Here is a 12,336-nt window from a genome sequence, read left to right as displayed (position 1 = left end):
GCCGCCCTCAGCCTTTACCGACAAGAAGACGATCGAGCCCAAACATCCGGTCGAGAACGATCATGGTCACGGTCGCAAGCGCAATCGTCAGCGTGGAAACCGCAGCCATCATCGGGTCGATGGATTCGCTCGCATACATGTACATGCGAACGGGCAAGGTCACGGTCGAAGGCGACGTGACGAAGATCGACATCGTCAGTTCATCGAAACTGTTGATGAAAGCGAGCAGCCAGCCGCCGCTGATCCCCGGCAGCAGCAAGGGCAAGGTGATGCGCTTGAACACTGTCCATTCCGCCGCCCCGAGAGTTCGGGCAGCGTTCTCGGCATTGCGATCCATGCTCGTCAACGACGCCAGGACAAGCCGCAGCGTATAGGGCGTGACGATGATGGCATGCGTGGCCACCAGCCAGGTGAAGGAACCGGTCATGCCCATCAGCGAAAACAGCCGGAGAAAGGCAACGCCGAGAACGAGATGCGGAATGATCAATGGCGACAGGAACAACGCGTTCAGCACATCGCGACCACGAAACTCGTGGCGCGTGATGGCAAGCGCAGCCGGCACGGCCAGCAGCGTTGAGATCGTTGCCGCGAGAAGCGCCAATCGAATGCTGTTGCCGAACGAGGACATGAAGTCGTTGTGGTGGAATACCGCCTCGAACCATCTCAGCGACAGACCGTTCCACGGCATCGCCAACGTGTTCTCCGGAGTGAAGGCCACGAGGCACACCACGACCATGGGGGCCAGCATGAACACGACAATGAGGCTGTGAAAGCCCAGCGCGACAGGACCGTTTCTCTGCATGAATTCAACCCAACTTCCGTTTTGCCTGCTGCTCGATAAGCCTGTTGTAGGCGAGCATGATCACGAGGTTGGCGACGAGGACGATGATGGCGATAGTGGCGCCGAGCGGCCAATTGAGCTCGATCAGGAACTCGTCGTAGACCAGCGTCGCCGCCATCTTCAGCCGTCGCCCGCCGAGAAGGCCGGGGATCGCGAAGGAGCTTGCCGACAGTGCAAAGACGATCAGGCTGCCGGAGAGAATGCCAAGGGCGGCCTGCGGAAAGACGATCCGGCGCAGGGCGGTGAAGCGGGATGCGCCGAGCGTGAGTGCTGCCGCTTCGACGGTCGGATCCAGCTTCTGCAACACCGTCCAGACCGGGATGACCATGAACGGCAGCATGATGTGAACGAGGCCGATGACGATCGCCGCTTCCGTATAGAGCAGTTGCACCGGCTCAAGGCCGACGGCGGCAAGCGCGCCGTTCACCAGCCCGTTCTTGCCCAACAGCATGCTCCAGCCGAAGGTGCGCACGACCACGGAGACCAGCAACGGGCCGATGATGACGAGCAGGAAAATCGACCGCCAGGGCTTGCGCATGTTGGAGAGGATGTAGGCTTCCGGAACGCCGATCAGCACGGTGAGCACGGTGGTCAGCAGCGCCAGGCGCAGCGTGCGCCAGAAGGTCGAGAGATAATACTCGTCCTGCAGCACGGTGAGATAGTTGGCGAGCGAGAAGTCGTTCTGAATGCCGGCAGTATAGTCGTAGCTGTTGAACGACAGGATGATCGTCAGCGCCAGCGGCAGCAGCACCAACCCGATGAAAAACAGTGTCGCCGGGCCCGAAAGGAACAAAGGGGCAAAGGCGCGCGGCGTCGCCGCAGGGGTCGCCGCGCCCGTCACTGGGCCGCTCCCGCAGCAAGAACGCGACAGTCGCCATGCTGCCAGGACAACCCCACATTTTCGCCTTCAAGCGGTGGTGGTGCTCCCAGATTGGGAACAGCAACCGCCAGAACGCCAGCCGGCGTCGTTGCGCTCACCAGCCACTGACTGCCCATGAAGTAGCGGGTCGTGACGGTTCCCTGAAGCTGTCCGTCGGACGGCGTCGTCAGCCGCAGCTTTTCCGGGCGAATGAACACGGAAACATCCTTGCTTGCCGGCTTGCTGCCCGTCTCGAACACGATGTCGGTATTGCCGATGGAAACGGTCGCGCCCGCGCCGTTTGCGACCGCGGTCGCCGGCATGAAGTTCGACTTTCCGACAAAGGAGGAGATAAAATCGTTGCGCGGATGTTCGTAGAGTTCGTAGGGCGTGTCGACCTGAGTGATCTTGCCTTTCTCCATGACCACCACGCGATCGCTGATCGAGAGCGCTTCGGCCTGGTCGTGCGTGACCATGATCGTGGTGATGCCGACGGCCTGCTGGATCCGACGCAGCTCGAACTGCATCTCTTCGCGAAGCTGGGCATCGAGGTTGGAGAGCGGCTCATCCAGCAAGAGAACCGGCGGATTGATGACCAGCGCCCGGGCAATCGCCACGCGCTGGCGCTGACCGCCGGACATCTCGCGCGGATATCGATCGGCAAGCGCCGAGAGATGGACGAGGGCGAGTATGTCCTTGATCCGCGTTTCGCGCTCGGCCTTCGCGATTTTGCGCATCTCTAGGCCGAAACTGACATTCTGCGCCACCGTCATATGCGGGAACAGCGCGTAGCTCTGGAAGACCACACCGAGCTGCCGTTGCGGCGGCGGCATGTGGGTAATATCGCGGCCGCCCATCATGATCGTGCCGGAGGAGGGACGCACGAGGCCCGCGATCATCTGCAGCGTCGTGGTCTTGCCGCACCCGGATGGCCCCAGAAGCGAGATGAACTCGCCCTTCTCCACACCAAGCTTGAAATTGTGAACAGCAGCAACTTGTCCGTAGAATCTGGAAACCTGCTCTAGGCTGAGGAAACTCATGCTCGCTCTCCCGTCACTCATTGCCTGGAGAAATCGCCTGCCCTGATTTTCTTGTCAGCGACCCATGCGGCAACGAAACGTCGTCAAAATCCATCGGGCCTGCTCAGACGGATCTCGAAGCCGGCAACTGTGATCGCTAGTTTTGCGCACACAGTTTTCCCGGCGTGGACGAACGAAAGTCCGTGCACGCATTCAAACCATCACCTGAGAAAGGCTTGAGGGTTAAGTTCCGGAATTTGACAAAAAACACAAACCAAATTTTCTATGTTGAAATTTTTTATAAAAAAAGTCCATAATTCGGAATACTAGATAGGAAATTATATCGATATGGCGCAAATTTCGGAATCAGATGCAGGCGGAAGCTCGAGCCTTTCGAAGGCAGTCCACATCCTGAAAGATCTGGCGGCCCATTCGGTCGAGGGTGTGCGGTTGATCGATCTTGCGCGCAGGTTGAATCTCAGTCAGCCATCGGCGCATCGACTGCTGAAGACCCTGATCGCCGAGGGCATGGTCGAGCAGATGTCGGACAGCAAATCCTACCGTCTGTCCCTGGAATTCTTTTCGATCGCCTCGCAGGCGAGCCGGCGCGAAGGCATCCTCGAGATCGCCCGCCCATCGCTGCTAAGGCTATCAGCCACATTCAACGACACGGTGTTCCTGCTGGTGCGCAGCAACTTCGATGCGATCTGCCTCGATCGCGTCGAGGGGCCATTCCCCATCCGCTCGTTTACCGGTGACATCGGGGGCAAGGTGCCGCTGGGCATCGGTCAGGGCAGCATCGCCATCCTCTCCTACCTGCCAGAGGAGGAACGCGAGGCCATCATCAAGTTCAACATGCCGCGCATCATGGATCGTGCGGCGATCGATGAGGTGGATCTGCGCATCAAGATCGAGGAAGTGCGCCGCATCGGCGCCGCGCAGATGAATTTCGAGATGATCGAGGGAATGGCCGGCTTGGGCGTGCCGGTGCTGGACCGAAACGGTATCGCCGTCGCTTCGCTCAGCATCGGTACCCTGGCGTCACGGCTGACTGAAATGCGCAGCAGCACGATCACCGATCTGCTCAAGTCGGAGGCGCGGGCGATCAGCAACAAGCTCAATCCGTTCGATCCGACCCTGCGTTATCCCGCATCCGCACTCCGCGCCCAATCGAAGAGCTGACGTCGTCCCCTCGAAGGGGACCGCTTCTTCGGGCGCGCAAAGTGCGCGCGCGCCAGGATGCGGCGGGAACGCTCTGGCAGCAAGTTTGTTGCCGCCTGCGATGAACCTAAAGAGATCACTCGAACCAAGTCCTTGCGCTGGCGCCGCCAGCGATCCAAAGGGGCCGGATTGAGCACGTTCCCGACGATACATTATGCGATCCGGTGGCAGGCTCAATTGCAGCCGTCGCCTCATTTTCTGCTGAAGCGATATCACGCCTGGCGCGCTACACGCTCAGAATCAGAAAGACCAAGGCCGCGATGGGTAGCGCGACCAACAGGGTGAGGAGCATTTCGACTCCAACATTTTGCCAATAGTGCGGGCGCTTAAATTTGTCAGCACGCCGCATAACGATACCCTCCATTCACAATGCATTTTACTGCGAACCTGGTTGGAAGCCATCGGAGTTTCACAGGTCGGAGAAAGTATTGCTACACGCACCGCCGGCTCACGATGTCCCTGTTTTGAAACGGCGTCATGAAGAAGCTGGAGCAGTAGCACTGCACCGCGTCGAGAACCGGATGCCAAATCATACATCGACACTCCGCCGTCTCAAACGCCTTATTGCCAAAGGGAGGCGGTGGTGATCGTCGTAATGAAGACCGCCGCACCCCACCGAAACGGGGCGACTGCGCCCCCCCCAAGCAGCAGCAAGTACTCCAGGGATACACTGCCAGCCACGGGTGGCTGTGGAAGAGCGTTCTGAGCTGCATCTAGATGGGCAGACGCCCATCTAGATGCCGGCCCATCGGCGTGCCCGCGCAACCAACGCCGGAGACTGAGGTAATTCGGACACAGCGCACGGACTGCAAGTGCGGCCAACTGATGTTCTCGGTCACCGCTTGCGGACGAACTCGGTGCGCAGGACCAGTCCCTTGATCGCGTCGTGCCGGCAGTCGATCTCTTCCGGGTTGTTGGTGAGCCGGATCGACCTGATGACTGTGCCCTGCTTGAGGGTCTGGCCGGCACCCTTCACCTTGAGGTCTTTGATCAGGACCACGGAGTCTCCGTCGGTAAGAAGATTACCGGACGCATCGCGAACCTCCGCAGCTTTCGCGGCCTCCGCGGCGATTTCCGAAGCCGGCCGCCATTCGCCGGTCGTCTCGTCGTAAACGTAGTCATCGCTCTGGTCACTCATGTTCGCTCCGCTGTAGTACCTGCTTGTCTTTATCGGATCGCCGTGATGCTCTCGGCATCAGCTGCTAGACCCATATGTGCCTCTATCCCTGTCACCGCGCGAAATCAAACCGTGGTTTAGCGCCGGAGGAAGTCGGCCGCTTATTGCGCACCTACCATTCAAAGGTTTGAGTGGCTGGACCACGGCTGTTCAAGGCGTTGTTTCCCACCTCGATGCGCAGCCGCACCACGGGGGCAAAGTCGGGATCCTCGGTATTTCCCTTGGCGCGCAGATCGCCTTGGCTGCTTCGGTCGGGAAAAGCGATATTGATGCACTGGTGCTTGTCGATGGTGGTTTCCCGAACGGCTACGCGCAGCCTGTTCGCGCACTACCGCCCCTGCGTCTGATCTGGGGTAGTGCCGACCGAACCTTTCCGTTGTCGGTCGGCCAGGACTTGCAGCGAATGGCTGAGAGGCTTGGGCGGCCCGCCTCCCTCGATGTCTATGAGGGCGGCGCACACGACTTCTTTTTGAAGTCGGGAACACGGTATGCAAGGGCGGCTCACCAGAGCGCAGCGGATTTCCTCGCATCTCAGTTGTCGCGATAATCCGATCCGCCACATTGTTCTTTATTTGTTCCAGTCTTCATGGCAGGCTACGACGACGACCGGCCATAGGAAGGGATGCCTCATGGGGGATAAAAGAACAACGTTTCGTCAGTTGCATGAGGAGCCGGGGGCATTCATCATTCCGAACCCTTGGGACATCGGAACGGCGCGGATACTTGCAGCGCTGGGCTTTCGGGCCTTGGCGACAACGAGCGCCGGCATGGCATTTTCATATGGTGTTGCCGAGGGACAAACGTCTAGCGAGGATACTTTGAACCATTGCCGTGCTCTTGTATCGGCAACTCCCCTTCCAGTTTCGGCCGATCTCGAAAAAGGATTCGGGGATAGCCCGGAGAGTTCAGCCCAAACCATTCGCGCCGCCGCTGATATAGGTCTTGCCGGCTGCTCACTTGAAGACCATACGGGCAACCCCAATGAACCGATCTACGATTTCTCCCTTGCCGTCGAGCGCATCCAGGCGGCCGCGGAGGCTAGGTCAGCCCTCTCCCATGATTTTGTTCTGACGGCGCGATGTGAGAATTTCATGTGGGGGCGGCCCAACCTGGACGATACGATAGAGCGACTTCAGGCGTTCGAGGCGGCTGGCGCTGACGTGCTTTACGCACCAGGTCTCAAGGACTTGGATACGATCCGCCTTGTTTGCGAATCCGTATCGAAACCGGTCAACGTTGTCATGGGCCTACCGGGAACGACATTCAGCGTTGCAGAACTGGCGTCTGTCGGAGTCAAAAGGATCAGCGTCGGTTCAGCGCTGGCGCGTCTCGCCTACGGGGCGGTTGCAAACGCTGCACGGGAAATGGTCGTAAGCGGGACGTTTGAGTTCGCGCAGCAGGCCATGGGGTTTGCCGAGATCGAAGGCTTTTTCACTGGCGTTACCAAGTCGTGACGTGTCGCAAAAGCTTGATTTATGCGACTGATTTTTGCGACATTTGTCCTGATGATCTCGGCTTACTGACATGCCGTCACCAGTACGGCCGTCATCAAGGGGATATCGGTCAAAAGGCGCTTGCCGCCTCTGTAGTAGGGATTAGATCGACGGCTTTGCAACAGAACCGTACCATGCCGAGTAGGACTTTTCGCGACCACTGAGCCTGCCAGGGTGGCGTGGCTCAGAGTGCAAAATGGCAATTGAGTCACGGGGCAGCAGGTGAGCCATGGGCTGTAGCCTTCCGGCCCCGATCATGACACATCGCACGGCACTATGGTGCCGCTCCCTTCGCCTTGATAGGATTTGAACCGTTGGCACCTGCTTTCGAGCGGCCGGGAATACAGCTCTTGATGGGGGGCGAACCTAAGGCCACCAATAATCTACAACGATGGAAATCTCCGAGCAATCAGTGACTATCCGGCCCTTGCATCCATTGCGGGATATCCCGCTTGGCATGAAGCACGCGCCAAAGGTCGATATAGTCGGCCTGCTCGCGATAGAAGACGAGATAGGGGTATCTCTTCAAATAGACGCTCCGCAAGTCAGGTAATCCCAATTCGTATGAATACCTCAACGAGCCGGATTGCGGATGGCTCGCGATCAAATCATAAGCCGCTTGAAGGGCGTCGATAAAGCCGAGAGCGACTTCCGTTCCCGCCTCGCGCACGTAATGGTCGACGGCCGCTTCGGCATCACTGCGCGCCAATTCACGTGGAATAATCGGCTTCTTGCTCACTTGCTCTACCGACCACGAACTCGATCACGCAACGTGGTGAAATAATCAGCGTCGGCCGGTTCAGTCTGCGCAGAGGAGGCACCGTCAAGCAACAGCCTGCGTAATGTGAGCCGGTCCTGATCTCGGCGGATCAACTCCCGGATATATTCGCTGCTTGTCCCATAGCCCCGCCCGGCCACTTGCTCATCGACGAAGCTCTTCAAATAGTCCGGTAGGGAAATGTTCATTGTGCTCATGTGAACGAACATACGCCGCTTGGCAAAAATTGGCAAGAATGGCCGCTTCTAGCAACGCGCACCGGACGCGGCAATGCCTAGCTGTGGCGTGATTCTGATACGGGTTCCGCTCGATACATTATGTGATCGTTTGACACCAAACGAGCACATCCGCTTGGGCTGTCTCGTCGGGCGTAACCTCGATCGAGATGGCGTGACGAGACGACCACGCCCGGCTTTCAAGGCGAAAGTGGCGCTTGCCGCGATCAGGATCGATCAGACGCTGGTGGAACCGTCCCAGCAGTTCGCTGCCGGGCAAAGGTCCCTGCCGAGGGCGAGGAGGCCAAAGACTGGTTCGCGTGGGCAAGCTTCGCGCGTTCTGACCGGTCCGGCGCCGCCCCGTTCGAGCAGCAATGCACACAGGTAGCCATTGTAATGCCGTTCGTGGGCGTTGGCTGTACCTCAAAGGCGCCGACGCGCGACCCAACGACGGCGTAAACAGTGGGTGCCAACTGACGCTCTTGAAGGGATCTGAACCCCAGCCTCGTCATGCCGAGTTTGTGGCTGGACCATGGCGTGGCACGCTGCACTTTCCCTGTAATCATGCCGCTACGAAGAGCAAAGACATGATCGCACGCTGCGCAGACTGTAGCGCCGGCCAAGTATAATTATTTTCCGCCCGTGTTTCCCGTTTATTTTGTGGCCGCCTTTAGCACGCCTTCCTGCAGGTCCGCCTCATCGGCAAGAATGGCGGCTGCCTCGTCCAGCAAGACGTCTTTTGCATTCTTGCGGGCATTCTCAATGGCAATATCAGCACTCAGGCTACGCTCGTTTGGACGCAGGCCATCATCCTCACCGGCATTTTCGCCGTCGCTTGCTTGCGCTCGAGACTTGAGCCGTTTTTCTCGATCAGTCAATTCTTTGCGACGTTCGGCTTCATTGAGGGAGACAACCCCTTTCTCTCGCTGCGCTTTCAGGTCCGCAATGTCTTTTAACAGGCTTTGGAAATCCGGATTGTTCTCAACCCGCGCATTATGGCGGCTTTGCAGTGTCGGCAGCAACGTCCTAACAGTGTCGGCGGGTGCGTAGTTCGCGGGCTTGATCTGCGCCCACGGCAGGGCATTGTCATAACTGGTCTCGCCAAAGCTTGTCGGGTCATAAAGTCCCGGCAAGTTGATATCAGGCGTCACGCCGCGCAGCTGCGTCGTCCCGCCGTTGATCCGGAAAAACTGCGCAATCGTCACTTTCAGCTCACCGAATTCGGGTTTGCTGTTGCGAACCATCTGGTCAAGACTGACGACCGTTTGAACGGTGCCCTTGCCGAAACTGGGTTCGCCGACGATCACGCCTCGACCGTAATCCTGAATTGCCGCGGCAAAAATCTCCGAAGCCGACGCCGAGCCGCGATTGATCAGGACACCCACAGGGCCTGTCCAGACAGGCGCTGGAAAATCAGCGCTTCTTATCGCGACCTTACCGTCACTATCGCGTTGCTGAACAACCGGGCCATTGCCGATGAACAGGCCGGTCAAATCAATCGCCTCGTCCAGTGAACCGCCGCCATTGTTGCGCACGTCGATGAGAACGCTGTCGACTTTCTCTTGCTTCAGTTCGCCGAGAAGCTTTCCGACATCCCGGCTAGCACTTCTATAGTCCTTGTCTCCTTTGCGTCGGGCTTCAAAATCCTCGTAGAATGCCGGCAGAGTAATCACCCCGATTTTACGCGTGGCTTCGCCCACTTTCACGGACAGCACAGCCTTCCGGGCAGCCTGCTTTTCGAGGCTGATTTTATCGCGCACCAGGCTGACAACCCGATGGGTGGCATCTGCTCCGGCATCCGCCGGCAGGATGTCCAGGCGCACGACGGACCCTTTTTTCCCTCGTATCATTTGCACGACTTCATCAAGGCGCGTGCCAACCACTTCTATTATCGCGCCGTCCTTGCCTTGGCCAACGCCGGTAATGCGGTCTCCGACCGAGAGCTTGCCGGACAATTGCGCCGGCCCACCGGGCACGAGCTCACGGATCGTCGTGTAGTCGTCGCGTTCCTGCAGTACCGCACCGATACCAACCAGCGAAAGCTTCATCGCGATATTGAAATCGGCCGAAGCGTTCGCGCCGAAGTAGTCCGTGTGCGGGTCGGTCGACGTTGTGTAGGCGTTCATGAACGACTGGAAAACGTCATCGCTTTTATACTTGTAAGCTCGCTCGAGAGCATTTGCATATCGCTTGTCGAGCGTTTCTCGAATAGCCACGTCGGTCTTGCCGCCCAGCTTCAACCGCAACCAGTCGCTTTTCACGCGCTTGCGCCACAACTCATTGCTCTCGGCTTCCGACTGCGGCCAAGGCGCCTTATCGCGCAGCACGGAAAAGTTTTCCTGCGCGCCGAAATCGAAGTCCTGCTTAAGCAGGTTGCGCGCGTAGTTCATGCGGTCGACAACGCGCTTCCCATAGACGTTGAAGATTGCAAACGGGATCTTCAAGTCCTTCCGTTCGATGGCGTCGTCGATCTCGCTGCGGTCCGACATGAAGCCGTCGATGTCCGCTTGCAGGAAGAGCACGCGGTCCGGATCAAGTGATTTGATGAACCGATCCATGATCCTGGCCGACAAGGCGTCGTCGAGTGGAACGGGCTTGTAACTGAAACGCGTCAGAAATTTTGCACTCAACTGAGCGGCCTGTGCCTGTTGCTTAACCGGCTCCAAAACAGGCGGTGAAGCGACTTCCGCATAGGCGGGCTGTACGATTGCAAGAAATGCACCAAGGAAAACGTGTGATATGCGCATTCAGCGTTGATCCAATTCTTAGTGCCGAGTGTCGATCCGCGATCTAGGTGACGCAATTATGGTTTTTTGGCAACCGGGTGGATCGTGCGCGCATCCAACGACCCTTCGGCTCAAGGAGGTTGACGCAAACCTGCGAGCGGCCAAGGAGCGCAAGGCGACCGATGCGGGCTGCTACAGCGCCAGGCCGCATGTCGGCGAAGACTTAGAGTCCGAAATCGGCTTGCGAACGCTAGGCCGAATTTTCCCGAATCTTCGCACGCCCGCCTGCCTGTTTTGTGCGGCTTGGATAGCAGGAAATCCCCCCGGGAGTTCACGCTTTGAAATGAACGGTCACTTAAAATGACTTCCTATTCCGGGTCAGTGCGGTCATGTGAGTATTGAAACTCGTCTGAGCCACTGCTCGACGACTAACGGACCAAAGAGCTGACTACATGGAAAACCCGGTCGCATTGAATCGCATCGCCGAAAACACCGTCTTTCGTAAAGGTGATGTTTTCGTCCTCTTCGGCGAACTATTCGGTCGCGGATATGCGACTGGCTTGCTCGATGAAGCCCGGCGGGCTGGAATGGAGATCGTGGGCATCACGGTCGGGCGGCGCGACGAGAACAACGCACTGCGGCCTCTGGACGCCGAGGAACTCTCTGCCGCCGAGGGGCGATTGGGCGGCAGGATTATCAACATACCTGTTATGGCTGGCTTCGATCTCGACGCTCCGGCAGGAGGCCCGACTCCGACTGATCTCCTCGCGAGTATGACGCTGGAGAGCTGGGAACATGACACGCTCGACTGGGACTACGTTGAGCAGTGCCGGGACATCGCCACCTCGCGGTTCACGAATTCACTTTCACAGGTCATGACCGTTCTCGACGGTATGATTGCCGACGGCCGCAATGTCTTCTTCGCCCATACAATGGCCGGAGGCATCCCAAAAGCGAAGGTATTCCTGGTCGTCGCCAATCGAATCTACAAGGGGCGTGGTCCCCGCCACATGTCGTCGCAAGCCCTGGTCGACAGCGATATGGGCAAGCTCATCCTGCAGAATTTCGACGAAGTCTCCGCAATCACCTTTCGACATCTTATCGACTCCAGCGCGGCGATCCGTGAGCGCGTAGAGGCATCGGGTGGTCAGGTCCGGTATACGGCCTACGGTTACCATGGAACGGCAGTCCTGATTGACGGGAGTTATCGTTGGCAGACCTACACCAATTACACCCAAGGTTACGCCAAGATGCGGCTCGAATGCATCGCGCAGGAAGCCTGGGCAGCGGGTGTCAAGGCAACCGTCTATAACTGTCCCGAAATCCGGACCAATTCTTCCGACGTATTTACGGGTATCGAGCTTCCCCTGATACCGCTGCTACTCGCCTTGAAGAAAGAGAACGGTGGCCAATGGGCAGAGGACCAATGGCAGGCATGCCAGCAGCTTCTGGCAGACGGCTTCACGATGAAGGATGTGTTCCAAAAAATTACCGATATGCAGGCCAACGAGGTCATGCGTCCGTTTTACGACTTCTCGGCGTGGCCCATGGCAAACAGCCAAGCACAGTCCGATCTGACCATCGGCACGTCCAATGAGATCACGCAGATGCATCGGGACAGCAAGGCGATGATCAGCGACCTCCTGAGTGCTCTCGTGGTGGAGGCGACCGGGCAGCTAATTTTTGGCGAGTCCTCAGATCCCTCCGGTCCTATCCAGTGGCTCAACCACGATATCGTGGCGCGCCGACTTAACGCTTCCCACCTGCAATGGAAGTCTCCCGCGCCGTTGATCGCGCAAGGGGCGGAAGACTCTCATCTTGAGTTGGCCTGACAGCTTCCCAATCTAGCTTGGAAGCTGGTTGCTCTCAGGGGCCAGAAGGATACGAAGGTCCGGCAGAGTGCGCTTCAAACCGCCGCATTTCCAAGCGACCGCGCTTAGATACCTGTCCAAAGGAGCGCGACCAGGACTGCGCCCCACTTTGTCGATAGCCTCGCATTCCTTCCGC

General features: G+C 58.2%; 11 protein-coding genes. 4 read left to right on the top strand and 7 right to left on the bottom strand.

Annotation, left to right across the window (positions count from 1 at the left end):
* Positions 1–7: 7 nt before the first annotated feature.
* From AC244_RS16505 to AC244_RS16495, 3 genes are read right to left on the bottom strand one after another with little or no spacing between them, the layout of a single operon-like run.
* Positions 8–802, bottom strand: a complete 795-nt coding sequence (locus AC244_RS16505) for an ABC transporter permease (protein ID WP_053249919.1) — start codon at positions 800–802, stop codon at positions 8–10.
* Positions 803–806: 4 nt separating this feature from the next.
* A complete protein-coding gene (locus tag AC244_RS16500) occupies positions 807–1,682 on the bottom strand; it encodes an ABC transporter permease (protein ID WP_053249918.1) in 876 nt (291 codons plus the stop codon).
* Positions 1,679–2,740: an ABC transporter ATP-binding protein gene (locus tag AC244_RS16495; protein WP_053249917.1), complete on the bottom strand. Its 1,062-nt coding sequence runs from the start codon at positions 2,738–2,740 to the stop codon at positions 1,679–1,681. Before AC244_RS16495 ends, AC244_RS16500 begins: the two co-directional genes overlap by 4 nt.
* A gap of 327 nt (positions 2,741–3,067) precedes the next feature.
* Between AC244_RS16495 and AC244_RS16490 the strand changes: the two genes are divergently transcribed.
* Complete coding sequence (locus AC244_RS16490; RefSeq protein WP_053249916.1) at positions 3,068–3,901, top strand: IclR family transcriptional regulator; 834 nt, start codon at positions 3,068–3,070, stop codon at positions 3,899–3,901.
* Between the two features lie 874 nt (positions 3,902–4,775).
* On the opposite strand, the gene AC244_RS16485 is transcribed toward AC244_RS16490, so the two are convergent.
* Positions 4,776–5,078, bottom strand: coding sequence for an alkylphosphonate utilization protein (locus tag AC244_RS16485; RefSeq protein WP_053249915.1), 303 nt, complete (start codon positions 5,076–5,078; stop codon positions 4,776–4,778).
* 166 nt (positions 5,079–5,244) lie between these two features.
* Here AC244_RS16485 and AC244_RS16480 point away from each other — a divergent pair, with 166 nt between their 5' ends.
* Together AC244_RS16480 and AC244_RS16475 are read left to right on the top strand one after the other, a co-directional pair.
* Complete coding sequence (locus tag AC244_RS16480; protein ID WP_053249914.1) at positions 5,245–5,664, top strand: dienelactone hydrolase family protein; 420 nt, start codon at positions 5,245–5,247, stop codon at positions 5,662–5,664.
* Between the two features lie 82 nt (positions 5,665–5,746).
* Positions 5,747–6,571 (top strand): isocitrate lyase/PEP mutase family protein, encoded by an 825-nt coding sequence (locus AC244_RS16475; RefSeq protein ID WP_053249913.1) that lies wholly within the window; start codon positions 5,747–5,749, stop codon positions 6,569–6,571.
* Between the two features lie 448 nt (positions 6,572–7,019).
* Here the strand turns inward: AC244_RS16475 and AC244_RS16470 are convergent, their stop codons facing one another.
* The 3 genes from AC244_RS16470 to AC244_RS16460 form a co-directional block, all read right to left on the bottom strand.
* The gene (locus AC244_RS16470; protein ID WP_053249912.1) at positions 7,020–7,349 is read right to left on the bottom strand and encodes a type II toxin-antitoxin system RelE/ParE family toxin; all 330 of its coding nucleotides are present in this window, start codon (positions 7,347–7,349) and stop codon (positions 7,020–7,022) included.
* 5 nt (positions 7,350–7,354) lie between these two features.
* Complete coding sequence (locus AC244_RS16465) at positions 7,355–7,621, bottom strand: type II toxin-antitoxin system ParD family antitoxin (protein WP_053249911.1); 267 nt, start codon at positions 7,619–7,621, stop codon at positions 7,355–7,357.
* A 635-nt stretch (positions 7,622–8,256) separates the two neighbouring features.
* Positions 8,257–10,350: a carboxy terminal-processing peptidase gene (locus AC244_RS16460; protein WP_053249910.1), complete on the bottom strand. Its 2,094-nt coding sequence runs from the start codon at positions 10,348–10,350 to the stop codon at positions 8,257–8,259.
* Between the two features lie 431 nt (positions 10,351–10,781).
* On the opposite strand from AC244_RS16460, the gene AC244_RS16455 reads away from it, so the two are divergent.
* Positions 10,782–12,161 carry an enoyl ACP reductase FabMG family protein gene (locus AC244_RS16455; RefSeq protein ID WP_053249909.1) on the top strand — a complete coding sequence of 460 codons (1,380 nt, stop codon included), beginning with the start codon at positions 10,782–10,784 and terminating at the stop codon, positions 12,159–12,161.
* Positions 12,162–12,336 lie beyond the last annotated feature (175 nt).

Origin of the sequence: Ensifer adhaerens (genome assembly GCF_001270265.1) — a bacterium.
Lineage (GTDB): Bacteria > Pseudomonadota > Alphaproteobacteria > Rhizobiales > Rhizobiaceae > Ensifer > Ensifer adhaerens_B.
Note: the sequence above shows the minus strand (reverse complement) of the source record. Positions and strands in the feature narration are given on the sequence as shown.

Excerpts from the sequence above, each read along its gene's own strand:
- AC244_RS16485 (WP_053249915.1), bottom strand. The coding sequence starts at position 5,078 with ATGAGTGACCAGAGCGATGACTACGTTTACGACGAGACGACCGGCGAA.
- AC244_RS16495 (WP_053249917.1), bottom strand. The coding sequence starts at position 2,740 with ATGAGTTTCCTCAGCCTAGAGCAGGTTTCCAGATTCTACGGACAAGTT.
- AC244_RS16475 (WP_053249913.1), top strand. The coding sequence starts at position 5,747 with ATGGGGGATAAAAGAACAACGTTTCGTCAGTTGCATGAGGAGCCGGGG.
- AC244_RS16505 (WP_053249919.1), bottom strand. The coding sequence starts at position 802 with ATGCAGAGAAACGGTCCTGTCGCGCTGGGCTTTCACAGCCTCATTGTC.
- AC244_RS16460 (WP_053249910.1), bottom strand. The coding sequence starts at position 10,350 with ATGCGCATATCACACGTTTTCCTTGGTGCATTTCTTGCAATCGTACAG.
- AC244_RS16455 (WP_053249909.1), top strand. The coding sequence starts at position 10,782 with ATGGAAAACCCGGTCGCATTGAATCGCATCGCCGAAAACACCGTCTTT.
- AC244_RS16490 (WP_053249916.1), top strand. The coding sequence starts at position 3,068 with ATGGCGCAAATTTCGGAATCAGATGCAGGCGGAAGCTCGAGCCTTTCG.